The 25,583-nt window shown below is 59.0% G+C and carries 20 protein-coding genes and 2 pseudogenes; 14 read left to right on the forward strand and 8 right to left on the reverse strand.

Annotated features, from left to right (window positions below; genetic code table 11):
• Positions 1 to 681 precede the first annotated feature (681 nt).
• Positions 682 to 1,353, forward strand: a complete 672-nt coding sequence (locus AKL02_RS01555; protein WP_165757025.1) for a sulfotransferase family protein — start codon at positions 682 to 684, stop codon at positions 1,351 to 1,353.
• A 24-nt stretch (positions 1,354 to 1,377) separates the two neighbouring features.
• On the forward strand, positions 1,378 to 2,355 hold the full coding sequence (locus AKL02_RS01560) for a glycosyltransferase family protein (RefSeq protein ID WP_133051989.1): 978 nt from the start codon (positions 1,378 to 1,380) through the stop codon (positions 2,353 to 2,355).
• 87 nt (positions 2,356 to 2,442) lie between these two features.
• Here AKL02_RS01560 and AKL02_RS01565 read toward each other — a convergent pair whose 3' ends face one another.
• The 3 genes from AKL02_RS01565 to AKL02_RS01575 form a co-directional block, all read right to left on the reverse strand.
• The gene (locus AKL02_RS01565) at positions 2,443 to 3,204 is read right to left on the reverse strand and encodes a glycosyltransferase family 25 protein (RefSeq protein ID WP_083079106.1); all 762 of its coding nucleotides are present in this window, start codon (positions 3,202 to 3,204) and stop codon (positions 2,443 to 2,445) included.
• Positions 3,205 to 3,331: 127 nt separating this feature from the next.
• On the reverse strand, positions 3,332 to 4,396 hold the full coding sequence (locus AKL02_RS01570; protein WP_232621769.1) for a glycosyltransferase family 2 protein: 1,065 nt from the start codon (positions 4,394 to 4,396) through the stop codon (positions 3,332 to 3,334).
• A gap of 58 nt (positions 4,397 to 4,454) precedes the next feature.
• On the reverse strand, positions 4,455 to 5,276 hold the full coding sequence (locus AKL02_RS01575) for a hypothetical protein (protein ID WP_083079104.1): 822 nt from the start codon (positions 5,274 to 5,276) through the stop codon (positions 4,455 to 4,457).
• Between the two features lie 1,189 nt (positions 5,277 to 6,465).
• Here AKL02_RS01575 and AKL02_RS01580 point away from each other — a divergent pair.
• Positions 6,466 to 6,765: pseudogene (locus tag AKL02_RS01580) on the forward strand (transposase); the annotation flags it as partial.
• Between the two features lie 100 nt (positions 6,766 to 6,865).
• On the opposite strand, the pseudogene AKL02_RS21260 reads toward AKL02_RS01580, so the two are convergent.
• Positions 6,866 to 7,381 (reverse strand): annotated as a pseudogene (locus AKL02_RS21260) (transposase); the annotation flags it as partial.
• Positions 7,382 to 7,625: 244 nt separating this feature from the next.
• On the opposite strand from AKL02_RS21260, the gene AKL02_RS01585 reads away from it, so the two are divergent.
• The gene (locus AKL02_RS01585) at positions 7,626 to 8,342 is read left to right on the forward strand and encodes a sulfotransferase family 2 domain-containing protein (RefSeq protein ID WP_083079102.1); all 717 of its coding nucleotides are present in this window, start codon (positions 7,626 to 7,628) and stop codon (positions 8,340 to 8,342) included.
• 108 nt (positions 8,343 to 8,450) lie between these two features.
• On the opposite strand, the gene AKL02_RS01590 is transcribed toward AKL02_RS01585, so the two are convergent.
• The 3 genes from AKL02_RS01590 to AKL02_RS01600 form a co-directional block, all read right to left on the reverse strand.
• Complete coding sequence (locus tag AKL02_RS01590) at positions 8,451 to 8,663, reverse strand: hypothetical protein (RefSeq protein WP_083079101.1); 213 nt, start codon at positions 8,661 to 8,663, stop codon at positions 8,451 to 8,453.
• A 673-nt stretch (positions 8,664 to 9,336) separates the two neighbouring features.
• A complete protein-coding gene (locus tag AKL02_RS01595; protein ID WP_078540372.1) occupies positions 9,337 to 10,356 on the reverse strand; it encodes an alpha/beta fold hydrolase in 1,020 nt (339 codons plus the stop codon).
• A 67-nt stretch (positions 10,357 to 10,423) separates the two neighbouring features.
• Positions 10,424 to 11,755 (reverse strand): purine-cytosine permease family protein, encoded by a 1,332-nt coding sequence (locus AKL02_RS01600; RefSeq protein ID WP_078602194.1) that lies wholly within the window; start codon positions 11,753 to 11,755, stop codon positions 10,424 to 10,426.
• A gap of 560 nt (positions 11,756 to 12,315) precedes the next feature.
• On the opposite strand from AKL02_RS01600, the gene AKL02_RS01605 reads away from it, so the two are divergent.
• The 10 genes from AKL02_RS01605 to AKL02_RS01650 all read left to right on the forward strand — a co-directional run bounded on the left by AKL02_RS01605 (position 12,316) and on the right by AKL02_RS01650 (position 23,473).
• Positions 12,316 to 13,479, forward strand: coding sequence for a transporter substrate-binding domain-containing protein (locus AKL02_RS01605; protein ID WP_078522107.1), 1,164 nt, complete (start codon positions 12,316 to 12,318; stop codon positions 13,477 to 13,479).
• Positions 13,479 to 14,087, forward strand: a complete 609-nt coding sequence (locus AKL02_RS01610) for an ANTAR domain-containing response regulator (RefSeq protein ID WP_078522106.1) — start codon at positions 13,479 to 13,481, stop codon at positions 14,085 to 14,087. The genes AKL02_RS01605 and AKL02_RS01610 overlap by 1 nt, the downstream gene beginning before the upstream one ends.
• 351 nt (positions 14,088 to 14,438) lie before the next feature.
• Complete coding sequence (locus AKL02_RS01615; RefSeq protein ID WP_078522105.1) at positions 14,439 to 15,689, forward strand: transporter substrate-binding protein; 1,251 nt, start codon at positions 14,439 to 14,441, stop codon at positions 15,687 to 15,689.
• A gap of 57 nt (positions 15,690 to 15,746) precedes the next feature.
• A complete protein-coding gene (urtB, locus tag AKL02_RS01620; protein WP_078522104.1) occupies positions 15,747 to 16,640 on the forward strand; it encodes an urea ABC transporter permease subunit UrtB in 894 nt (297 codons plus the stop codon).
• Positions 16,641 to 16,643: 3 nt separating this feature from the next.
• Complete coding sequence (gene urtC / locus AKL02_RS01625; protein ID WP_083079100.1) at positions 16,644 to 17,816, forward strand: urea ABC transporter permease subunit UrtC; 1,173 nt, start codon at positions 16,644 to 16,646, stop codon at positions 17,814 to 17,816.
• An 11-nt stretch (positions 17,817 to 17,827) separates the two neighbouring features.
• A complete protein-coding gene (gene urtD, locus AKL02_RS01630) occupies positions 17,828 to 18,574 on the forward strand; it encodes an urea ABC transporter ATP-binding protein UrtD (RefSeq protein WP_083079099.1) in 747 nt (248 codons plus the stop codon).
• Positions 18,574 to 19,266, forward strand: coding sequence for an urea ABC transporter ATP-binding subunit UrtE (urtE, locus tag AKL02_RS01635; RefSeq protein ID WP_083079098.1), 693 nt, complete (start codon positions 18,574 to 18,576; stop codon positions 19,264 to 19,266). The genes urtD and urtE overlap by 1 nt, the downstream gene beginning before the upstream one ends.
• A 71-nt stretch (positions 19,267 to 19,337) precedes the next feature.
• Positions 19,338 to 20,381: an aliphatic amidase gene (locus AKL02_RS01640; RefSeq protein WP_078522100.1), complete on the forward strand. Its 1,044-nt coding sequence runs from the start codon at positions 19,338 to 19,340 to the stop codon at positions 20,379 to 20,381.
• Between the two features lie 58 nt (positions 20,382 to 20,439).
• The gene (locus AKL02_RS01645) at positions 20,440 to 21,237 is read left to right on the forward strand and encodes a CbbQ/NirQ/NorQ/GpvN family protein (protein WP_078522099.1); all 798 of its coding nucleotides are present in this window, start codon (positions 20,440 to 20,442) and stop codon (positions 21,235 to 21,237) included.
• Positions 21,224 to 23,473: a nitric oxide reductase activation protein NorD gene (locus AKL02_RS01650; protein ID WP_083079126.1), complete on the forward strand. Its 2,250-nt coding sequence runs from the start codon at positions 21,224 to 21,226 to the stop codon at positions 23,471 to 23,473. The genes AKL02_RS01645 and AKL02_RS01650 overlap by 14 nt, the downstream gene beginning before the upstream one ends.
• A gap of 78 nt (positions 23,474 to 23,551) precedes the next feature.
• Here AKL02_RS01650 and AKL02_RS01655 read toward each other — a convergent pair whose 3' ends face one another.
• Complete coding sequence (locus tag AKL02_RS01655; RefSeq protein ID WP_083079097.1) at positions 23,552 to 25,474, reverse strand: DEAD/DEAH box helicase; 1,923 nt, start codon at positions 25,472 to 25,474, stop codon at positions 23,552 to 23,554.
• Between the last annotated feature and the right edge of the window lie 109 nt (positions 25,475 to 25,583).

Here is a 25,583-nt window from a genome sequence, read left to right on the forward strand (position 1 = left end):
CCTTCTGGACTGGCGCAGAAACGCGATAATGAAACCCACCGGCCGGTGAAATCGAGGCTAAGGCGCGATATGACGGATCGGGGACCGCACCAAAGGTGCGGGGCGGGAGAAAAGCCCGCGGGGAAGCGGCTGGCCTCCGAAAAAAGGCATCGCGCAGATACGGATCAGGAAGCGAAGGGCCTTCCCCCGCAGGTCGGGGGGAAGGAACGGGGCCGGATATTGCCCGATGCGAAGATAGCTGGTTCAGTTAGAGTGGCAGTCGCTTTTCCTGCTACCAAGACGAACACCTTAATTGGGAACACAGCGGAGGTCAGAAACTCCGATGTCCGGCGGTCCAAAAACGTACGCAAAGCACAAGCGCCGAAATCGCCAGTTCGGGGCAGTGCAAAATTCGACAGTAGAGCATTGGGCGCTGCTGCAGTAGCTTAATCATGCCGAGGTGAGCAAGAATCGGTTGAAAACTCTATTCACAATGGGGTAACGCCGGCGCCTCGATGCAGGAGGAATCAAGTGACTGTTACTAGAAGTAAGGAGACCGCGGATTTTTTCGGTGCGATCTCAAATGATGTCTGGCTTGAACCAGAGCCTCGAAAAAAGTGGTATTATCCGTTCGTGGCCCCCTTGTCGACGCGGTATCGCAAGAAGTTAAGGCGAGCGCGAACTCCGCTCGCGGACATGATAGTGCTTGATCACATGGCCTCTGTGGAGCGCCCGAATGTTGTCTTCACAAAAAATTCGAAAGCCGCTTGCACGTCGATTTCTCATGCTATTTTTAAGCTGACCACGGGATTGCAATACCAAGGATTGATCCATCAAGAGGCTGAGGTTCTTACGCAAGGGCGCGAACACTGGGATACTAACATCGCTCGACTAGCCTCGCCCTCCTTCAAGTCTTTTACCTTCGTTCGCCACCCTGTAGACAGAATTGAGTCTGCATTCCGAGATTTTGTAACCGAGCGACGTAACCCTTCCCATTTTTACCATATTGAAAAGTTAAGGAGATTTGGATGCGTTGAAGGTCGAAGTGAGCGCGATAACTTTGCTGCATTTCTGGAATACGTTCAAGCCTGTCATGAAACATGTAGGCTTCGGACTGACAGGCATTGGCGGCGTCAAGTCGACAATATAGGCTGGGGACATTTTCAATATGACTACATAGGCAAGGTCGAAACGCTTGCCGAGGACCTCAAGGCTATTCTTATTATGGCGGGGGTAGACCAAGGTGCCGCCGAGCGTGTGAGCGCGCTTCGTAAGAACTCATCTCGAACGTCTAAACGTATCGCTACCCCATCCCAGATTTCGACGATTAGGTCATTGTATGCTGAAGACTTCGAAGCCTTCGGTTACGATTGAAATTTCATCGGAGGAGGCTTCGTAATGCTTTCAATTGTCTCGCTTATGAAAGAAGATTTTGAGGACGTGGCGCATTTTATAGAATATCATCTCAACCTAGGTTTTGGCGACGTGTTGGTATTTTATGATGGAGCTGATGTAGAATCTCTTAGGGATTTCCTTAGGTCAAGGGTGGGCAGTAGAGATTATACTATTTTTTCTATTCAGGAAATCCCCGAGATTCGGCCTCACTTAGGGCCACCTAAAGTATTTGAGGCCGTTCAAAATTCTGTGCATCAATTTGCATGTCGGGTGGCCAAGAACCCTTGGTTGATTACGTTGGATGCGGACGAGTTCCTTTTTGGGGCTGGGCTGGACGCAAAATTTCTTTCCGCTCTTTCTGAAGGTGTCCTTTCGATCAGATTGCCTGTGGCTGAGGCCGTATGGCTTCCTTGTGATGACCAATGGTCTAGGTGGAGCTCGACCGGTTTCAGAACTCCATTTCGTTTCAGGTCTCCACGAAAGCTCCCTAAGTTACTTCGCAAGTTGATCCCGCTAATCGCTTATGGCCAGGATAAATATTTTTTTACGGACAATGTTACAGGGCACGGCGAGGGCAGGCACGTCTTTCGCGCCGCAGGTGCATTCGACTATATTGGCCCACATCATGCAGAAGTCGCAGGAAAAGATGTTTCCATTCTTGTTAATAAGTTGGCCTCTCCTCCCCCTGAAGTTAAAATACTACATTATGATGCGATTAGCTTTGAAAGGTGGCGTGAGAAAATACGTCGTAGGGTTTCCGGAGAAATTAAATCAAATAACGTGCGCCTAGATCGTAGAATGATGTTCGATGAATTTTCAGCTTGCGACGCGGGTGCTGAAAACTCTACGATCGAAAATCAGAAGCGGCTGTTCCGGAGATTGAACTGCCTGAGTTGGCGGCAATACTTGATTTTGAGAATTTTTCACAGCTGCTTTCGTGCGGATCCGTTTGAAAAATCGTTGGATCTACCCTCCAACTAAATTTTCATCCAGCCGCGACCGGACACCAATGGTGTTCCTATGCCTGCTAACTGCGGGCCGCTCGAAGCTCGAGTTTTAGGGCTGCGATCATGACAGACGTCTTGCGGTAATCTTTAGCCATTTTTTTTTCCAATAGCTGCTCTCAAGATATTTCCATCCGTATTTTAGATTTCGCTTTTGCCTCTTGGCCAAAGTGTTTCGCGTGACACCAAGCGACGACGGGACTTGTTCTGCCGTCGGGTGGTCGACGAGGCGGGGCACTGTACAATAGGGGCCGAGTGGACGTAAGTCACAGGGCCAGTCTGCGGGGCATCGCAAAGGTAAAGCCTGCTCTAAAATGAATGAAGCTGCTTGCTGGTTGATCGCATAGCCAGTCGTTAGGAACGCATTTCGATATAAATGCCAAAGCTCGCAGCTTTCGAGCTTTGTCGAGGTTGCGCCCACTCGCCGCACACGTGCGTTAAGATGATCGAGTTGGATGAGCGGAGCGTGCTCGTAGCCTTTCTCCTTCAAGAATAGCGCGAAAGCGCTTCCGATAATGGCATCATCTTCAAGGATAATCGCACCAGGAAGATTTTCTTCCATGATTTTCCGATAAACTGCGAGATGTGATAGAGCACAGGCATATTCACCATCGCTCATCGGGCGGCCGAAATATAGCTCGGTGCCGGGGCGGTCGACCTGGTTTTCGTAAGCTGCTGGCAATCCGGAGCGGCCGTCGATTGCGTCGAAGAATTTGAACGACAAACCAAGCGCTTCGAGTTGCTTCGAGACCATTGCTCGGCGCTCGGCGGCATCCTGCAGGGAGATGACCAAGATAGGCCAATCAGGTTCATTTGCTGTCGACATTGCTCAAATTTTCTAGGTCTGGATTACGAAGTTAGCATAGACATGTCGATTTGCTCGACGCTATCCACGTTCTTGCAGGGGCAGTGAGGGGCGTCAATGTTACGGCCGGCGCGAGGAAGCTACCTTCCTACTCGAACCGTTTTTGCGCCCGGCTTCTCCAGAGGAGCAGCCCAGCCAGTTTCCCCAATCGGCCTCGTCTGATCAGTGAATTGCGCACGCGGTCATCGATGCGGATGGTAGTGCTGCTCAACATCTTCGAACATGTCCGATACGCTTGCTTTGCTGTCTCGACATCGGCGCTGCGCACGAGCTGTTTGAAGAGAACGCGCAGATGGCGCCCCATGAAATAGTAGAACGAGCTTTGAAACCGGCGTGACAGGCTGTCACCTTCCTTCTCGAACTCGTCAGCGAGCGTAACTAGCGCGAAGCATTTATCTTCGGTGTTCTTTACGGCTTTTGAACCGATCAAACTTCCGCGGTGCTTTCGATGCAAAATCCAAGTTTCTGCCACATGGAAGAAGCTCTCCGCGCGCGATGCAAGCAACGGCATGACAAGCAGATCTTCGTAGATCCTGCCGATCGGAAACGTCAAAGTATCCCCATATAGAGATCGCCGGTGTATCTTCGACCAGGGATGAAGAGCGCCAGTTTCAAAGAGACCGGAAAGCGCCGTCGAACGATCGTCAATCAGGACATTCGACGGCCCTGTGAACGTCGCTTTGTGAGCCCTTTTCGAGAGCCCGGTCGGCTCATTCGAAAAAGTTGCGTAGTCGCACATGATATAGTCAGGTTTGACACGGCTTACGATATCAAGAAGATCGACCATGATGCCGGGTGCTATTAAATCATCGGCATCGATAAACCAAATATAGTCGCCCTTCGCCTGCGAAATTAGACTGTTTCTGGCGGCACTCACACCGCTGGAAACATCATGTTCGATGACCGAAACCGTCTCTGAAAAGCGAGAACGAAAGTCTTCAATTATCTTTCTTGAACCGTCCTTGGAGGCATCATCGAGAACGATAAGCTCGATCGATGCGGCCGCATTTTCGGGCAGCTCACGGATATTGGCGAATATGCTGCCGAGACACTTCGCTAAGTATGGTTCGGCGTTGTGAGCAGGCACCAGAATGCTTAACCATTTTGACTGATGTTCCACGTCATGAACTGAGGAGTTGGATGATGCTTCCATCACGCGCGCAACTCTCATGAGAATTTGGCGAATGAGGGATTTATAGTGTCGACCAAGCTCATTGAACCAAAGACGCTAACTTCAAGGGGAGGCGCCTAATGCCCCTTACAGGCCTCCCGAGCGTATGAAAAAGTTCAGGATTTTGCATCACTACGCCGCTCATGATCGTTTCTTCATCATGAACATACCCGTCTCCTGCTCTCTTCGCGAGTTCTTCAAGAAAGAGGGCGTTAACCTTCGGCCAGAGGTCAATGGATGCAGAGAGGAAGCTTGCGTTCAGCGGCAAGGGTGCACCATGGAAAAACATTGGGCTGGCATAGTGTGCAACCCTGTCTTTTGGCCACGACTGACGCAGGAAATTCCAATTCGTTCGGCTGCCTTTGAACTTCGCAATTGAAGCATCCACCCAAGCGACGCTCTTTACGCCAACGGGTGCCGAACGGGAAAATTCGGCGAGAAGAGGGATTTTGGACGTCCAAATAGCCACCATAGACCGGAACGCGTCTGCGCCAGACAGTAAATAGTCGCGTTTCAGGTGCATTGACATTTTCTCGCGAGCGGGCGTGTCATCATGGTGCTTGCCTTCCGATACTAAGCGCTCACAGGTTGAAATTATCGGCAAGACGGCGTCGAACGTCGGAAGGTCTGAAATGCGGACTCTGGTTTTGGAGGCTTCAATGCCATATTTTTCAGCCTCTGCTGCGAAACTTTCGGCGATCCCTTTCCCGTCGTAGAAAAGATGCAAGCGCCTTCCACGCAGAAGCCTCATGGATTCTGGTAATAATTTATTATAGTGTTCCAAATTTCGTTTTTGGTTGTTTTCAATTGGCCAGAAGCCCATGCAGTACATAGTTTTCTTATTCTCTTTTATTTCCGGCATCTTTGCTTCGTCCAACTATATTGGAGAGATTTTTTGAATTTAGTTTTTATTGCGCGGAGCGGGGGCGGCTTGCGCGCTTCCAGCATTGATGCGTAAACTTAAAATTTTCCAACTGAACTTAACTTGAAGGTTTTATGCCGCGTTTTTTTGCGTTTCATGTCCGCTTCCTCTTGCCGACTCGTTTAGCCATTATCAGGGTGCGTGATGGTACCTTCGATGAGATGCTCTGACTAGCTCACCTGCCAGTGTAGTCCGAACTGACATTTAGTGCATGAACGATCGTGGGTCCATCGGATCTGCGTTCATCCTGAACAACACTGTCAAGTTGGTTTGAGGGCATGATGACATAGTCCAACGTCCGGGGCCGCTTCAGGAGCGTCGCGACAACCAAGACAAACACAGCCGGAAGGTTGGGGGCGTCGGGAGGATGTGTTCGCAGCTACAGAGGTCCGCGAAGAGAGTGTCGCCAAAGGAGCCCTTCAGCGGACTGCGTGACAGGTGCCCGTCGGTTTTCATGCGACCGATCTCCACTTCGATCGCGCTACGGCGGCGAACGACTGAGATCGGTATTGGCGTCAGGCCGCGGCGAGTGTCGCTGGTCAGCGGGTCGCCACCATGTCATGGTCGCGATAGCCGAAGTCGGCCACAGCCAGTTGAGGGCTATGGTCTGTCTGGCTTTCCGCCTGATCCAAGGCCTTTGCCAGAGTGTGGCCATCGGAGGGGGCGCTTGGGGCGCATCCCTCTCGATCACGAAGCCCTATCGATCGTCAAGGCAATGCTGCCCTTTGTGCAGAATTTGTAGCGCACCTGCCCCTTGCCCTTTGAGGTGTAGTCCACTTCGGGCTAATGCAGGGCGTGATCTTTCCTTTGCTTTTCAAAGGCTGCTGCAGTAGCCGCGAGACCTGCGCGAGCTTGCCGGTGATCTGATCACAGAAGGCCCCTGGGGGTGTCCCTAGGATGGGGCCGCAGATCCCTTCGGAACCGGCCGATGTAATTCTTCGGCTTTTCTAGGCGCCTCGCGCATGCGCTTGGTAGGCGCCTCGCGCATGCGCTTGGATCGTTCCGCGCGTGTGTTGCGGTCTACCTGAGGCGCAAGCCGCGGAGCGAGGTGGGCTTAGGATTTCCGCAGGTCCATTCCAGCCTACTGTGTCAGAGCAACCGTCTGGGTACCTGCTCGCTCGTAGAAGGCGAGAAGTCGCCCAAGCTCGGTTTGCTCATATAAAGCTATAGGGAGGATGTCCTCTCCTGCATGAACTTCCCGTCCGAGCGCTGGGCCCAGATCCCACCTATGAACCCGCTCAAGCGGGTGAACAGGGGGTTTAAGCGCAGGTCAGGTTTTATCTGCATTTTCCCGAATGACGAGGCGATCACCCGGCTCGTCGGCGCCTTGATGCTCGAAATCAACGATGAGTGGACGGTCGCGCGGAGATACGTGTGTCTTGAAGCACTTGCGCGCAGTACCGACAATTCCGACGTCTGGATGTCCTCGTGGCTACCTGATCAAGCCCGGACCTTTCCGAAGGTTGACACGCCTACACCACTCGGTGGGGCTATATTGCGTCGAGGTTAGTTATCTCCTGCTAGGGTGAGATCTGATCGAGCGATTCCGACAGCATAGTGGCATCGCCAATGCCACTTCTGGTGCTCTCGACGGCTCGGATCTCCTGCGGTTTCTCATCGACGCCAAGGTGGATATTGCACCAGACCTGCTGTTTTGGGGCAACATGCTTGCAGGTATTCCGCTCGGCTTATCTCTTGACCTTGATGTCCGCGCTGTCGACCAGCGGATGAAAGCCCCTTGGGGTCGCGATACGGGATAGTCACGGCTAGGGTCTCCTGCCGGCGAGACGGTGTGCTGAAGTTGACGCCACCCAGTGCACGCCGTTCAATTTGAGGAAGCTCTCCACAAACCCGGCGGTCTGCCGCAGCGCCATGCTGGACAAGACTTTCGTTTAAAGGCACGTCTGGATGGTGGCGTCACTGTAGATCTACTGACGGCCACGCTTGCCTGTCGATAGGGTAACCCAATTAATCTGGGGGTCCAACGAGATCGTCAGCGAGCCCCGGCGCATGAGCGCTTCGTTGTCGGCTGGCCAATTCCTCATCGTATGGCCCAGCGATGTGGGGCTATCCTACCACGCTGGATACACACTATGCACCCCAAGACTAATCTACGCAACAAAGCTGCTCTCCTTTGGGAGGGCGTTGCAACCCCACCTTGATTGGCACATTGATGCCATCGCGGGACAGTTATATCATCAGAGTTGGTGAAGGTGGTCCAGCCGGTCAAGACCATTGACCGTGCTAGGCAACTTTGATAACGGGACGCAACTTGATAAAAGTAAACCAATGGCAATTGTTTCACATCGAGCGCGGCTGCTTTATATCTCTGTGCCCAAAGTTGCGTGTACGAGCATTAAGTCGGCGTTCTGGGCGCTTGAGCATCCCGAAGAAGAGCGCCCCTCGATTTTGCGTAAGAGCTTGACTAAGCTGGGTCTCAGAAAGCCGGCCCGTGTCCCCGGCATCCATCAACGCTCAGGATATGAAACTCTGAGCTTTGCACGTGTGAAGCTGCCGCCAGAGGGTTATTCCAAGGTCGTGGTGGTTCGTGATCCGTTGTCAAGATTGATTTCAGCTTGGCGCGACAAGGTTACGGTAGAGAACTTCCGGCGACGCAATGGTGAAATACATGAGCTACAAAATGCATTGCTGCCTCTAAATCCTACCTTCTCCGAATTTGTCCATAATTATGACAAATACCGAAAGTGCTCTCGGCCAGCACGAGTACACACAGAACTTTTGAGCTACCATATCGGACATGACTTGCAGTGGTATGACCGAGTGTTCAAGCTGGAGGACCTGAGCGCCTTCACTCAATATGTATCCAATCGTCTCGGTGAGCATTTTGATTTGAGGCGTTTGAATGAAAGTGCATCATTAAATCGAGAATTTAAAATTGAAGATGAAGACGTTGCGATACTGCGTGATCTTTTGGCGGCCGACTACGAGCTACTGGGCAATTGCTACATTTTCGACGAGTCAGTTGCCCGGCTAAGGTCCGCGTGAATAGAAATAGATGTGGTGGTTGCCGTCCTCTCCAGGCAGCATCGCGATGTGTCAAAATCGTGCTGCTGTAAGCAACGAAACGGAGAGGACGGCAACCACCACATCTATTCAGTCAGAGCACTTGGGGCCGATAGCCTCCCCAGCGATTTCGCGCGCTCGATGAGGTTCCGCGATGATCGCTTCAAGTGCAACACGATAGTCTGCTGCCTGTTTCGCCATAGTGTCATTGGAAAGGGCTTCCCAAGCGAAGTCAGCCTCTGCTTCAAGTTCTTCAATCAATCCGCTTGCAATCCAGTCTGCAACGACCATCCGAATGCTCATGGGGGCCTCAGAAGTTTTCCCGCGTGTTTTTTTTGAGATAGCATAGAGGCATTAGAAAATATAGGCTACTGTACATATTAATAGGGCATTTTCACCTCGCGCAGGTTGCCGTCGCCATGCCGGCGCTGGCAACGATCTAGACATGAGCGAGACCCATTGCGTTCAGGGGCCCATGAACCACGGTTAGCAGGTCATCGAGAGACACCGGCAGCGCATTATCCAACGCTTGGGCGACAGCCTTAAGGGCCCGCGTCCGCGTCGTTTACAAATCGCGTGCTGTCTGTCTGCGATCATGCGCGCTATCACGCTTGCGTCATTTCCACACCGTCTGTTCGGCGATCGCCATCGCGACGAGCCAGCAGGAACGCAAGGGCCGAGATCTCCCAAATAATCTGACGATGGACAGGTCGCGAGGGCTGTAGCGCGCCACGGAACTCAGTCCAATTCAGCTCTTTGGTAAATTTGTCGTCGGCGCTCTTGCCGCCTTAGCTGAACTCAGAGATCGTTCGGTCAAGGCCAATGCGCCCTCCCGCAACCAAACAAATACCCAGAAATTACAGTCTGATCACGCCCAAAAGGGCGCGTTATGTATTCGTGCATCGTCATCAGGCGCGCCAATGAAAAAGGCGGCCATGAGCCGCCCTTTCCGATATCCGCAAAGCTTCGGCTCGGTTCACGAGGCCAGAAGCTCTTTCAGCTTGTCGTCGATGAATTTGACGTCGTCGGGGTTCGTCCCGGGGCCGCCAGCGAAATGGCCCCAGATCGACGGAACCGGGACGAACTCGGCGTTGGGCATGTTGGCGACTTCGATCTCGCTGTCTTCCGGCGGGAAATAGAGGTCGGTCTGGCCGGGCATGACATAGGCTTTCGCCTTGATCGCGCCGAGCGCCGCTTTGTAATCGCCGTTATACAGCTCGTTCGCGCTGATATCGCCATTCTGCCAGGTCCAGGCCATGGTCAGCAGGTTGTTGGCGTCTTTCGGCAGGAAGAACCCTTCCCAGAAGCCGATCAGGAAATCCTCGAGCGAGGCGTAGCCGAGGGTCTTCAGGTCGAGCTCTTCCCGATAGAAGCTCTGTGAGAAGCCCCAGCCTGCATAGACGCGGCCAACCGCGCGCAGGCCTTTTTCGGGCTTAGAGGTGTAGCGCCCGTTTTCCCACGCGGCGTCGGCCCGCAGCGCCGCCTTCACCCCTTCGAGGAAGACATAGTTGTGGCGGGAGCATTTCGCCGACCCGCAGAACGGGGCGATCAGATCCATCATCTCGGGATACATCGCCCCCCAGTGGAATGTCTGCAGCGCGCCCATCGACCAGCCGGTCACCATGCGGATGTTCTCGATGCCGAACTTCTCGGTCACCAGACGATGCTGCGCCTTGACGTTGTCGTAGGCGGTCACGTTCGGGAAACGGTCCGCGTTATAGGGCTCCGGCGTGTTCGAGGGCGAGGTGGAGAGCCCGTTGCCGAACATGTTCGGAATGATGATGAAGTATTTCTCGGGGTCGAGCGCCATGCCGGGCCCGATCAGCCATTCGTTGTCGTAATGCTGCCCGGAATACCACGTCGGGTAGACGATCACGTTGTCCTTGGCCGCGTTCAGCTTGCCGAAGGTCTTGTAGGCGAGACGGGCGTTGGGCACGGCGAGGCCGCATTGGAACTCGAAGGTGCCAAGCTCGAAGATTTCATAATCAAGGGTCATGGTTTTTCCTCATGTCAAAGTGGAGCGACGCCCTATCTCAGGCGACGCTCCGGAAGATCGTTACGGATCAGGCGGTCGCGGTTTTCCCGCTCAACGTGGAGATCAGATAGTAAGCAACGCCGCCGACAAGTCCGGCCGAGATGGCGGTCGACAGATGGGGCAGATACCACTCGACGACGAAGGCCACCGCGGAGCCACAGGCCCAGGCGATGAAGGCCGTCCAGCGCCAGTCGCGGTCGATCTCGGAGTTCTTGCGCACGAGGAACTGGTCCACGAGGATGATCGCACCGATCGGCGGCACGAGGATGCCCAGCAGGGACAGCCACTCGATGAAGAAAGCCCAGACATTGGTGGCCGCGATGACGATGCCGATGGCCCCGAGGATCACTGCGAAAAGACGCATGTGGCTGCGCAGGATGCGCGACCAGCCGGTGGCGGCGTTATAGAGGCAGTGGGCACAGACCGAGCCGAGGTTCACGTAGAGGAACAGGAAGGCGAGGACGCTCAGCCAGGTCATCTGCATGTTGTTCATATAGCCGAACATGTTGTCGGTGCCGAAGGGGTTGGCATCCGGAACGGCCAGGGCTGCGGTCATGATGCCGCCGACCAGCATCGCGGCGAGGTTGGCGAAGGGGAAGGCGCTGAAGGTCGCGACCCAGGAGCTTTTCGTGTCCTTGGCCCAACGGTTGAAGTCGGCGCTCACGGTGCCGGCGTCGATGAAGAGCGCGATGACCACGGTCAGGCCGACGCCCATCGACATCGTCGCGACGCCATTATTGCCCGGGTAGGACATGATCGCGTCCCAGCTGGTCGTCGAAGCCGCGTCGCCGACGACGAAGAGGCCCAGAATGACGAAAAGCGGCACCGAGATCATGCCGATCAGGTGCAGGCCTTTAACGCCCACGAAGGTGACGCCGATATAAAGCGCACCGGCGATGAGCGTCATGACGACGTAGTTCAGGTCATAGGTGGAGCTGACGAGCGCGCCGGTGATGCCGGTTTGCACCGCGTACCAACCAAGTAGAAGCGTCGAGAGCAGGCCGGAGGCGAAGACATAGCCCTTGCGGCCGAAGACGATGCTGGCGAGCAGGGCGAAGTTCATCCCTTTCGTCGCACCGAGCTGCCCGAGCAGACCGACATAGACCAGCATGATCAGGTTGCCGATGATCATCGCCGTCAGCGCGGAGCTGAACCCCATGCCGAGCACGAGGATCGAGCCGGTCATCGCGCCGGTGATGATCATCGGGAAACCCATCCAGACCATCGTGACGGAGAACATGCTCCGCCGGGCTTTTGCCGGGACCGGTTCATGTTCGTATTCATCGCCGAGCGCGTGATCGATCTCTTCTTCGATATGTTCGAGCGCCTCTGGCTCGAGATGCTTTTCCGTCGTGGTCATGATGTTCCTCGTTGTTGGACTGTTTCTGATGTTCTTGTTTTTGCAGGCATGCGAAGGCCGGGCGCTTGCCGTGGGCAAACGCTGACGAAAGTCTCGCCGGGGCGGAGTGGATAAGGGGTCGATCAGTTCGGCAGCTTGATCCTGCCGTCGTTTGTGACCGGTTATACTGATCTCAGAGTAATTGGGCGCGTGCGCCAATCGGGTTAGGGCTCTGTGGTCTCTCCATTTGGGGCGGCAAATCGCCGGGCCGAAAACGCAAAAGCCCCTCACGAATCCATTCACATGGTTCGTAAGGGGCTTTCATTGCCAGATGCGGCGCTCTTCGTTGAACGCTACGTCAACACGATGGCGTGATTCGTTTCAATATGCAAATGTTTTGATGTAACGATGTAAGGCGCTGAAAATAATGCGGAAAAAATTTCATCGCATGATTTCAGATGCGTTTTGCAATGCGTCGATCTTGCCGCGACGTCAGTCATTTGCTATTCGATTCGTATGTGACCGTTCCCCCGGACTCCGCATTCGCGGGAGTTCTCGTTGAAAGATATGGAACCGTATTAATGGCTTTTGACAACGAGCCGGTCGCAGTTGGCCTCCTTTTTTCCCAAACCGGTGTAACGTCGGTGATCGAGCGCACGCAGCGTCAGGCTGCGCTGCTGGCTATCGAAGAAATCAACAATGCAGGCGGTATCGATGGTCGTGAACTTCTGATCGAAGACAGCGACCCGGCTTCCGATCCGTTGCGCTTCAAGAGCGAGGCGGAGCGCCTCATCGATGTTGGCGCAAAGACCATCTTCGGCTGCTACATGTCCTCCGCGCGCAAGGCCGTCTTGCCCGTGGTCGAGCAACGCCGCGCGCTGCTGTTCTACCCCACGCTCTACGAAGGGTTCGAGTTTTCGAGCAGCTGCGTCTATTCGGGCGCTGCCCCGAACCAGAACTCGCGTTGGCTGGCGGATTATCTCACGCAGACCTATGGCGACCGGTTTGTCTTCGTCGGGTCGAACTACGTTTTCCCCTATGAATCCAATCGGATCATGCGGGATTTGCTGATGCATCGCGGGGCGAAGGTCGTCGATGAAATCTACATCCCCCTGCGCCATAACGAGGAATATATCGAGCGGGCGATCTCGCGCATCAAGGCTGCGGGGCCTGCGGTCGTATTCTCCACGGTCGTGGGCGAAGGGTCGGTCCGCTTCTACCAAGCCTATGACCGCGCGGGCTTCGATCGCAGCAAGCAGCCCATCGCCAGCCTGACCTCGGGCGAGCCCGAGCTGCTGGCGGTCGGCAAGGATGCGTCGATCGGCAACGTGACGGCCGCGCCCTATTTCAGCGTGCTCGATACCGAGGCGAACCGTCGCTTCGTCACGGCCTATGCGCGCCGGTTCGGGCCGGATCAGCCGATTTCGGCAGGGACGGAAGCCGCCTATTTCCAAGTCTATCTCTTCGCGGAAGCCGTGCGCCGGTCCGGGGCGACCGATCGCGATAGCGTCTTGCGCACCTTGCCGAATTTCAGCTTCGAGGCGCCGCAGGGCCCCGTGCAGGTCGAAGGGGACACCCATCACACGAGCCTCTGGCCCCGGGTTGCCGTCGTCGGCGAAAGCGGGGCTTTCGAGATCGTGCGCGAAGCGCAGGCACCGGTGCGGCCCGACCCTTATCTCGTTGAATATGATGAAGACTTGCAGATGACGTCTCCGCAATTCGGAGCCGGAGGGGGCGGAAGCTGATGCCCCGGCTGCGTCTCAAGGATTTGCGCGACCTCTCGGTCATCGTCGTCCACCCGCCGGACGCAGATGGCAAGGCGCTCATGGATCAGCTCAAACGCATCGGCTGCCGCGCGGAACTGATGTGGCCCCCCGCCAAGGCGCTGCCGAGCGGGACGGATGTCGTTTTCGCAGGCGTCTTCTTCGAGAGCCAGAGTGCCCTGAGCAGCATGCTGCGGAAGTCCGAGAAACCCGGTCCGACGGTGATCGGCATCGTGAATTACGAGAACCCGGCGATGATCGAACTGGTGCTCGACATCAACGCATTCGCGGTGATTTCGAAGCCGGTCCGGACTTTCGGTATGCTGACAAATCTTGTCGTCGCACGCTCCAATTGGATGCAGGCGGCGGATTTCCACGACAAGATCGGCAAGCTCGAAAAGAAGATTTCCGGTCAGAAGAAGATCTCGAAGGCGAAGTCTATCCTCATGGAAATGCACAAGATTTCCGAGAGGGAAGCCTATGGCACCATTCGTGCGCAGGCGATGGGTAAGCGGATTTCCGTAGAGGAAATGGCGGTCGCGATCATCAACGCAAACGAATTGTTGTCATCAAGACCGGATGATGTATAGTCGAATCAGATCGATGGCCAATGATGTCCATCGGTTCGGCACAGAAAGCCCGCTGAAGACACTGTAGTGTCTTCGCGGGCTTTTTTGGTTTTCAGGATGGTGCAAAGGCCGCGCCATCGCTGCGGGCGTACCAGAGCGCACGCAACCCCGCCCTCGTGGCGGCGCTGAATGGCAACGATGCCAATCGCTCCGAACACCCGGAGCCCCCTTCGCCAAAATGATCCGGACCCCCGCGGTCCGGTCACGGCACCTCACACAATCGGTCACATACCAAACGCTCGTGCACGGGAGTCCTCCCTGCGCATTTACGGCCTGAAAAATCAAAACAAAACCTCAACACGGGAGACAGAAATGAAAACGAACCGGAGAAACTTCCTAAAACACACGACCGCTTTCGGCGCCGCAGCCGCCCTCGGCCCGTCGATGATCGGGAGCCCCGCGCGCGCCTCGGGTGAAATCGAAGTGGGCGTCCTGTTCTCGCTGACCGGCGGCCTTTCGATCATCGAGAAATCGCTCGCCGATGCCACGATGATGGCGATCGACGAGATCAACGCCGCAGGCGGCGTGAACGGGATGATGATCAAGCCGATCCTCGAAGACGGCGCATCCGACCCGAAGACCTATAACGAGAAGGCCTCGAAGCTGGTGATCCGCGATCGCCTGCAGACCGTGTTCGGCTCTTACACATCGGCGAGCCGCAAGGCCGTTCTGCCGGTCTTCGAAAAGCGCAACAGCCTCTACTTCTACCCGACCTATTACGAAGGCTTCGAGTGCTCCAAGAACGTGGTCTACACGGGCGCGGTGCCGAACCAGCAGCTGTCGAACTTCATCCCGTGGATCACCAACACGCTCGGCAAGAAGAAGTTCTTCATCGTCGGCTCGAACTACATCTACCCGCGCGAGATGGCGAAAGTGTCGAAGATCCTCATCGAGCAGAATGGCGGCGAGTGGGTCGCGGACGAATATCTCGAGCTCGGCCATTCCGAATGGGGCGCGATGGTCTCCAAGATCAAGGAAAGCGGCTGCGACGTGGTTCTGTCGAATGTCGTGGGCGACTCGGTCGTGGCCTTCTACCGCGAGTTCAAGAACCAGGGCCTGACCCACGACAAACTGCCGATCTGCGCGACCGTCACCTCGGAAATCGAGATCGCCGCGATGGGTCCGGAATTCGCCGAAGGCAGCTACACCTCCTTCCCGTATTTCCAGGCCATCGACACCGATCGCAACCGCGATTTCATCGAGCGCTACCGCAAATATGTCAACGATCCCAAGGCTGTGACGCACCACGCGCTCGAGAGCAGCTACTTCCAGGTCTATCTTTGGAAGCAGGCGGTCGAGAAGGCTGGCGACATCTCGGCAGATGCGGTGCGCGAAGGCATCAAGGGTCAGGTCTTCGAGGCCCCGAACGGCACCGTCACCGTCGATCCGGAAAACCTGCACACCTACCTCACGCCGCGCATCGCGCAGTGGGGCGCCGATGGTCAGGGCACGATCGTCAACGCCTATGACGCACCGACCAAGCCGCTGCCCTACGTCGCTTACGGCGAGACGGCAGAGAACCTGTTCTGCACCGGCGCCGGTCTCGACACCACCAAGCTGTGACGCAAACCGGGCACCGGGCTGATGTCCGGTGCCCATCCGAGCGAGGCGGAATTCCCTATGTCTGACATCATCTTCATCGGCCTGTCCCTGTCTTCGATCCTGCTGCTGATCGCGCTTGGCCTGTCGATCACCTACGGCGCGATGGGCGTCATCAACATGGCGCATGGCGAGCTCGTCATGATCGGGGCCTATACGGCGGTGCTCGCCGGGCTCCATCTCGGGCTCAACCTGTTCTTCGCGCTGCCTCTGGCCTTCGTGACCTCCGGGCTCGTGGGGCTCGTGATCGAGCGATTGGTGATCCGAAGGCTCTACGGACGGATCATCGACACGCTGCTCGCGACATGGGGCGTGGCGATCCTGCTGCAACAGCTGATCCGCCTCGAATTCGGCCTGAGCTTCTTCGGTATCCATATCGACGGTCTCGGCCCGGGCCTGCAGAACATGACGGTTCCGGCCTTCCTCACCCAGCCGATCGACGTGGCGGGCATGACGATCCAGCCCTATCGCACCTTCATCATCGTCGTGACGCTGATGCTCGCGGGTCTGACCTGGTGGCTGATGTATCGCACCCCGATGGGCGTTCAGGTGCGCGCGATCATGCGCAATCCCCAGATTGCGGCGGCCTGCGGTATCGACGTGCGCCGCGTCTCGGCGCTGACCTTCGCCTATGGCTCGGGCCTTGCCGGGATCGCCGGTGTGCTGCTCGCAGGCTTCAAGACGGTCATGCCCGAGATGGGCGCGTCCGTCGTGGTCGATGGCTTCCTCGTCGTCGTGGTCGGAGGGGTCGGCAGCCTTCTCGGAACGATCCTCGCTGCGGGCATTCTCGGACAGATCAACGGCATCGTCGCCTTGGCGTCCAACGACATCATCGCCCGCGCCGTCGTCTTCGCGGTGGTCATCGCCCTGATCCTGTGGCGCCCGCGCGGCCTGTTCTCCTTCAAGTCGAGGTAAGCGATGTCCAGCGAAACGTCCTCCACACTTCCCAGCTCCACGAGCCGTCTTCAGAGTCATGCCGACTGGGCCGTCTATGCCGTCTTCATCGTGATGGTTCTCGGCGCGCCCCTGGTGATCGACGATGTGTTCTGGCTCAACCGCATCGCCAAATATCTCGTCTTCGGCATGCTCGGCATCGCGATCGCGCTGTCCTGGGGCTATGCCGGGATCCTCAATCTGGGGCAGGGGCTCTTCTTCGGCCTCGGCGCCTATATGACGGCGATGTCGCTCAAGCTGATGAGCGCCACGAGCCTCCAGCAGGGCTCCGACAAGCCGGTGCCGGACTTCATGCTCTGGAACGCAGAGCCCGGGGCCGTCACCGATCTGTGCTGCATCAACAAGGGCTCGTTCCTCTGGATTCCGTTCCAGTCGCAATGGTTCGGCATGGCGATGTCGATCGTGATCCCGCTGATCGTCGCCTTCGTGCTGTCCTCGTCGATCTTCCGGCTGCGCGTCTCGGGCGTCTATGTCGCGATCATCACGCTGGCGCTCGTGCTTCTGGTGCGGCTGCTACTCATCGACGCGCAGCCAATCACCAACGGGTTCAACGGGCTGACCGATCTGGGCTGGCTGACCATCGGCGGGTTCGAATTCGACCCCTATATGGTCGAGACCTATTACGTGGTCGCCGTCTCGCTCACGGTGGTCTTGCTGTTGGGCCGCTGGCTGGTCTCGACACGGGCCGGGCTGATCTTGCAGTCGACGCGCGATGATCCGACCCGGGCACGCTATCTCGGCTACGACGTCGCGGCCTATCAGATCTTCTTCTTCACGATCTCTGCCGGGATCGCGGGCTTCGCGGGGCTCCTCTATGTGGTCGCCGCCGAATTCGCCTCGCCGAGTTTCATGGATATCGGCTTCTCGATCTCGATGGTCGTCTGGGCCGCGGTCGGCGGGCGCAACTCGCTGCTCGGCGCCTGTATCGGGGCGATCCTGATCAACACGGTCGAGGCCACCGTCAGCGAGACCGAAATCTTCAAGGAAGCCTGGAAGCTGATCATCGGCGGGATCTTCGTCCTCGTCGTTCTCTACCTGCCGAACGGGCTTGCGGGCATCGCGCGCGATCTTCTGGGGCGGTTCGAACGCCGCCGGAAGGGCACGCCCGCAGAGCCGGCCCCGAAAGCCGCGGAATAGGAGGGACGGACATGAATGAAGCACTCACGATCGACGGGCTGACGGTGGATTTCGGCGGGTTCAAAGCCGTGGACGGGTTCACCACCGTGGTTCAGAAGGGCGAGTTGCGGGTCATCCTCGGCCCCAACGGCGCCGGGAAGACCACGCTGATGGATCTCGTCAGCGGCAAGACCGCTTCCACCCAAGGCAGCGTCCATCTCTTTGGCGAGAACATCACCAACCGCCCCGAGCACATCATCGCGCGGCACGGGATCGGGCGGAAATTCCAGATCCCGAGCGTCTTCCGCGATCTGACCGTGCGGCAGAACCTCGAAGTCGCGGCCTCGGGAGAACCCGGCGTATTCCGCAACCTTCGCCTGCACATGGTGGCGGAGGACCGGGCGCGGGTCGAGGACGTGATCGCGATGACGCGGCTCGAGCCGGTGCTCGATACGGTCGCGGGTGAGTTGTCCCACGGCCAGATGCAATGGCTGGAACTGGGGATGCTGATCACGCAACAGGCGAAGGTCATCCTTCTCGATGAACCCACTGCGGGCATGACCCATGCGGAGACCTTCCGCACCGCCGAAATCATCAACGAAATGAAGGGCAGCCACACGATCCTCGTGGTCGAGCACGACATGGCTTTCGTGCGCAAGATCGCCGAGCGGATCACGGTCATGCAAATGGGCAAGCTGCTCGCGGAGGGCCCGATGGAAAAGATCGAGACCGATCCAAAGGTGCGCGAAGCCTATCTCGGTTCGGGAGGGATTCACTGATGCTTTCTCTGAGCAATCTCAACAGCTTCTACGGCCGCAGCCAGGCGTTACACGACGTCTCGATGAGCGCGCCGAGCGGCACGATCCTCGCCGTTCTGGGCCGCAACGGCGTGGGCAAGACCACGCTTCTGCGCTCCATCCTCGGGCTGACCGACCGCCAGAGCGGCGACGTCGTGCTCGACGGGCAGAACATCTCGGCTGATGCGACCTACCGGCGCGCGCGGGCGGGGATCGCCTATGTGCCGCAGGGCCGGATGATCATCCCCGATTTCACGATCCGCGAGAACATCCTGATGGGCGGTTTCGCGGCACAGGGCCCGCGCGCCATTCCCGAAATCGTCCCGAAGATCTTCCCCTATCTGATGGAAAATCTCGACCGGCCCGGCGGCGTGCTTTCGGGCGGTCAGCAACAGCAGCTTGCCATCGCCCGCGCGCTCGCAAGCGGCCCCAAGGTCCTCCTGATGGACGAGCCGACCGAGGGCATCCAGCCCAATATCGTCGAGCAGATCGAGGACATCATCATCCGCCTCAATGCCGAACTCGGACTGACGATCCTCCTTGTCGAGCAGAACGTGAAATTCGCGCGACGTGCCGCGCAGAACTTCACGATGCTCGAGAACGGTCGCGTCGTGGCCGATGGCGCGATCGCGGATCTCACCGAGGAAACGGTCACCAAACACATGGCGATCTGACCCCATAAACCCGCCTTCCCGGATCAACCGGAAAGGCATTCGACAACTCCACCAACAGCAGAGGTAACAACATGTATCATGGAGATATTTCGAGCAGCGCCGATACCGTGGGCGTCGCCGTCGTCAACTACAAGATGCCGCGTCTTCACACGAAGGCCGAGGTTCTCGAGAACTGCCACAAGATCGCCGACATGGTGAAAGGCATGAAGAAGGGTCTGCCGGGCATGGATCTGGTGATCTTCCCCGAATACTCGACACACGGCATCATGTATGACGAGACCGAGATGTACGAGACCGCCTCGTCGGTGCCGGGCGAAGAGACTGAAATCTTCGCCGCCGCCTGCCGCGAAGCCAATGTCTGGGGCGTGTTCTCGCTGACCGGCGAGCGCCACGAAGAGCACCCGAAGAAAGCGCCCTACAACACGCTCATCTTGATGAACAACGAGGGCGAAATCGTTCAGAAATACCGCAAGATCATGCCCTGGGTTCCGATCGAGGGCTGGTATCCGGGCAACTGTACCTATGTCTCGGAAGGCCCGAAGGGCATGAAGATGAGCCTCATCATCTGTGATGACGGCAACTACCCCGAAATCTGGCGCGACTGCGCGATGAAGGGTGCCGAGCTGATCATCCGCTGCCAGGGCTACATGTATCCGGCCAAGGACCAGCAGGTGATCATGGCCAAGGCGATGGCCTGGGCGAACAACTCCTATGTCGCGGTCGCGAATGCGGCAGGCTTCGACGGCGTCTATTCCTATTTCGGCCACTCGGCCATCGTCGGCTTCGACGGCCGCACGCTGGGCGAATGCGGCGAAGAGGAATACGGCATCCAGTACGGTCAGCTCTCGGTCTCCGCGATCCGCGATGCGCGCAAGAACATGCAGAGCCAGAACCACCTCTTCAAGCTCGTGCACCGTGGCTATACCGGCATGATCAACTCGGGTGACGACACCAACGGCCTCGCCGAGTGCCCCTACGACTTCTACACCAAATGGGCGGAAGATCCGGAAGGCACGCGCGAGATGGTCGAGGCGATGACCCGCTCGACCGTCGGTACCGAGGAATGCCCGATCGACGGTATCCCCAACGAAAAGTCCGACCCCACTCACCGGTGAGGCAGGCGAGCAGGGCCGGCGGAGACATCCGCCGGCCAATCAAACGCGAGGATCTTCTATGACGATCGATCAGTACCGGCTTGAGGAAGAGCCGACCTACCACCCGAGCGGCGACGAGGTGGCCTTCTACGAATCCGCCTATGCGGCGCGCTTGCCGGTGATGCTCAAGGGGCCGACCGGTTGCGGCAAGACCCGCTTCGTCGAGCATATGGCATGGCGTCTGGGCAAGCCGCTCATCACGGTGTCCTGCCACGAGGACATGACCGCCTCGGATCTTGTCGGGCGCTTCCTGCTCGGCCCCGAAGGCACCCATTGGCAGGATGGGCCGCTCACGATGGCGGTGCGTCACGGCGCGATCTGCTATCTCGACGAGGTGGTCGAGGCGCGTCAGGACACGACGGTGGTGATCCATTCGCTGACCGATGATCGCCGGATTCTGCCGCTCGAGAAGAAGGGCGAACTCGTCCATGCGCATCCCGATTTCCAGCTCGTGATCTCCTACAATCCCGGCTACCAGAGCGTTCTCAAAGACCTCAAGGAATCCACGAAGCAACGCTTCAGCGCGGTCGATTTCACCTATCCGATGGCCTCGGTCGAGGCTTCCATCGTGGCGTCCGAGGCGGATATCGCCGCCGACATCGCCGACAAGCTTGTGAAGATCGCCGAGAAGTCGCGGCATCTGCGCGGGCAGGGGCTCGAGGAAGGGGCGTCCACGCGGATGCTCATCCATGCCGGTCGCCTCATAAAGACGGGCATGACGCTGACCGACGCCTGCAAACATGCGATCATCGTTCCCATCACGGATGACCCGGATATGCGCGGTGCGCTCGATGCGGTCGTCGATGCCTGTGCCTGACAGCATGAATGTCGAAGCCACCCCTGACCTGCCGGGCGCGATCCGCAGCGCCTTCTCGGCGCCCGAGATAGCCGACTGGCTGCGGGCGCGCGAACGGCTTCGGGGCGCGGGATACGGGCGGACGGTCCCCCGCGCCTATGAGCGCAGTTCGCTGGCTCTTGCGCCGAAACTCGGGGCGGGGCCGACGATCGCCTTGGCAAAGCTCGTGTCCCATGTCGCGATCCGGGTCTCGCCCCGCGCGGCGGAGCGCGTCTGCACTGCGGCGGACACGGTCGCGCAGAGATACGAGCCGGAGGAGTTCACGGCGTGGCTCGCGCTGATGACGCGGATCACCACGCAAGCGCCGGAGTCCGTGTATCCCTTTCTCGATAATTTGGAACGGCTTGTTGGGCGGCTCTCCGAACAGGCGCTCGAGGACTGGGTGGCGACCGGATTGCGTCTGGCGGGGCGCGATGCCGACAAGCGAAGCGCCTATTTCTCCTTGCAGACCGCCGAGGCGCAGCGCGCGCTTGAACACGAAAGCGGAGAGCAAAGCTTCTACGATCACGAGCGCCGGTTGCGGGCCTATCTCACGGCGATTTCCGGCGCGACCCCGCCGCTGCGCGTCGCGCCCACGGGCATGGGAGAGAAAGCCGCGCGGCGGGTGTCCTTCGCGGGCAATGTCATTCTCGTGCCGCCCAGCTTGCCCGGCTATCGCGGCGAGACGGAGCCCCTGTTCCGCGCCGCGCTCGCCCATATCGGGGCGCATATCAACTTCACCAAAACCCGTTTCGAAATCGGGCAGCTCAAGCCGCTTCAGATGGCGGTCGTGTCTCTGATCGAGGATGCGCGGGTCGAGGAACTGGCGGCGCAGGAAATGCCCGGGTTGCGCAGGCTCTGGCAAGGCTTTCACGTCGCCCAACCCGGCGGGCTACCGACCGCGCCCAGCCTGTTCGCACGGCTGGCGCGGGCGCTGATCGATCCCGATTTCGACGATCCCGACGGGTGGGTTCAGAAAGGCCGCCGGATGTTCATGGAGGCGCGCGAGCGCTGGGCCGATCCGGCGATCAGCCGCGAGATCGGCAATCTGCTGGGCAACGATCTCGGGCAGCTTCGCGTGCAGTTCAACGCGAAGGATTACGTGGTTCAGCCCGCCTATCGCGACGACAATCTCGGTCTGTGGGCCCTCGACGAACCGCCCCCGGAAGAGGCGCAGACCCTCGAAGTTCAGGTCGATACCGTGCAGCTGCGTCGCTCCGAGCCGACCCCGGGTGCGGTCAAGCAATCGCAACAGCAGGAGCAGACCGAAAGCGACAGGGTCGAGAAGGTCGCCCCCGTGACCGAGGACGCCGAGGAGGGGCGGGCGGTCGCCTCCTATCCCGAATACGACTACGAGATCGGTCGGGAACGCGCGAATTGGACGGTGGTCAAGGAATACCCCGCGACGCCGGGCAATCGCCGCTTCTGGCAGGAGTTGCAGGACGCGCAGGGGCCGCTTCTGTCGCGCATCACCGGTCTTGTGCGCTCGGCGCAGATCGGGCGCGCGCGCCGGGAGAAACGGCAGGCGGAGGGAGAAGTGCTCGATCTCGACGCCTGTATCGAGGCGGCGACGGCCCTGCGGGCGGGCGAGTTTCCCGATCATCGCCTCTACGAGCGGCAGGCCCCGCCGACGCGCGATCTCGCGGTCAGCCTGCTCCTTGATATCTCGCAATCGACCGCCGATCTCGTCCCCGGAACGCAGCATCGCATTCTGGACATGGAGCGCGATGCGACGGCGGTTCTCGCCCATGCGATGAACGAAATCGGCGACCCTTTCGCGATCAACGCTTTCTGCTCGGCCGGGCGCGAAGACGTGCGCGTCGTTGCGGTGAAGCGGTTCTCCGACGCGTTGGATGAAGAGACGGGTTCGGCGCTGTCGGGCCTGAAGCCGGGCTATTCGACGCGGCTCGGGGCCGCCCTGCGCCATGCCGGGAAGGACCTCGCGCAGGTGCCGCGGCATCGTCGCCTGCTGCTGTTGATCACCGACGGCGAGCCCTCGGATATCGACTCGCCCGACCCGGACTATCTTGTCCGCGACGCGCAGCGCGCCGTTCGCAGCCTGAGCGCGCTGGGGATCGATGTCTTCTGCGTGGGGCTCGGGCCGCGAAACAAGGAGCAGGAGGCCGCGATTTTCGGGCGCAACGGGTTCATCCAGATCGACGAGCTGAGCACGCTGCCGGACAAGCTTTTGTCGCTCTATCTCCGGCTGACCCGGTAACGGGGCGCTGACCCCGGCGCTTCTGAGAGCATATGAAAAAGGCCCGCATCGCTGCGGGCCTTTTGCAAAATCATACCATCACTTGCGCGGCTTCTTCGGGCCGCCGGGCTTGGGCTTCCCGCCTTTGCCCGGATGCGGCCCTTTGCCGGGGCCCGCATATTTCGCGCGGGGCTTCTTACCCTTCGGGGCAGCACCGCCTTCGGGCTTGGGCTTGCGTTTCTTCGGCGGGATGTCCGCGAGGGCTGCGAACACGGCCTCGTCGTCGGGGCTCCAACCGCTCGTCTTCGCACTCTCTTCCGGGGCGTCGTCGCGCGGTGCCTTGGGCGGGCCCTTGCGATGGGGCGCCTTGTTTGGGCGCTCGCCACGGTCGCCGCGTTCCGGTTTGCCATGCGGCTTGTCGGCGCGGCGCTTTTTCGGGGGCGGTCCGAAATCAGGTTCACCGTTCAGGGCGCGGGCCTTGATCTCATCGGAGAGCTCGCCATCGGGACCAAGCGAGGCCGCGAATTTCGCGACGCTCTTCTCGGCGATCTCAACGAAGGTCTCGTCATCGCGCACGCGGATCGCACCGATCGACGATTTGTCGAGATCGGCATGGCGGCGCAGCAAGGGCAGCAGCCAGCGCGGCTCGGCCCGGTCATTGCGCCCGACCGAGAGCGTGAACCAACGGCTCGGGCCGAATTCCTGGCGCTCGGACTGGCCCTTGGTGTCGGGCGGCAGCAGATCCTCGGGCGGGGCGTTGCGCGATTGCTGCAGCCGCAGGAAAGCGGCGGCGACAGCCTCGGCCCCGTGCCGGTCGAGCAGCTTGCGCGCAAACGCTGCCTGATCCTCGCTGACCGGCTCGCGCCAATCGGGATCGGTCAGCAGACGTTCTTCATCGCGCGCAATGATCGACTCGGCCGACGGCGGCACGCTCCATTCGGCGTTGATCTTCGCGAATTTCAGCAGACGCTCGGCACGTTTGACCATGCGCGGGGGCACGATCAGCGCGGACATCCCCTTGCGCCCGGCGCGGCCCGTCCGGCCCGAACGGTGCAGCAGGCTTTCGGGGTTTTGCGGCAGATCGGCATGGATGACGAGGCTCAGGTTCGGCAGGTCGATGCCGCGCGCGGCCACATCGGTCGCCACGCAGACCCGTGCCCGCCCGTCGCGCATCGCCTGCAGGGCGTGGCTGCGTTCGGCTTGGCTCAGTTCACCCGACAGCGTCACGACCGAGAGGCCGCGATTGCCGAGACGCGCGCTGAGATGGTTCACCGCCGCGCGGGTGTTGGCGAAAACGATGGCGCTTTCGTCATGGTGATAGCGCAGCAGGTTGAAGATCGCATGATCGCTATCCGAGGCCGCAACCTTCAGTGCCTTGTAGGCGATGTCGGAGTGCTGCTGCGCGGTGTTGATCGTCGAAATGCGCTGCGCGTCGTTCTGGAACTGCTCGGCCAGCTTCGCGATCATCGGCGAAACGGTGGCCGAGAACAGCAGCGTGCGCCGCTCTTCCGTGGCGGAGCCGAGGATGAATTCGAGGTCTTCGCGGAAGCCCAGATCGAGCATCTCGTCGGCCTCGTCGAGCACGACCGCGCGGATGTCGCTCAGATCGAGCGCGCCGCGGCGGATATGGTCACTCAGGCGACCGGGCGTGCCGACCACGATATGCGTGCCGCGTTCGAGGGCGCGGCGTTCCTGCCGCGGGTCCATGCCGCCGACGCAGGAGCTGACGATGGCGCCGGTCTTGGCGTAGAGCCAGCGCAATTCCTGCATGACCTGAAAGGCGAGTTCCCGCGTGGGGGCCACGACGAGTGCAAGCGGCGTGCCAGCCGGGCCGAAGCTTTCGGCCTCGCCCAACAGGGTCGGGGCGATCGCGAGACCGAAGCCGACCGTTTTACCCGAGCCGGTCTGGGCAGAGACCAGCAGGTCCTTGCCCTCCAGCGCGGGATCGGTCACCGCGTCCTGCACGGGAGTGAGAGTGTCGTAGCCGCGCTCGGCGAGCGCTGCGGAAAGGGAGGGGATCATCGGAAAGTCGTCCAAGCAATGACGTAAGGGACGGGCCGCTCTGCTCTGGCAGCCCGTGCGGAAGGCGCCTGCATAACGGTCCCTGCGGCAAATGTATATTGCCTATTTG

The organism is Thioclava electrotropha (genome assembly GCF_002085925.2).
GTDB classification, from domain to species: Bacteria; Pseudomonadota; Alphaproteobacteria; order Rhodobacterales; family Rhodobacteraceae; genus Thioclava; species Thioclava electrotropha.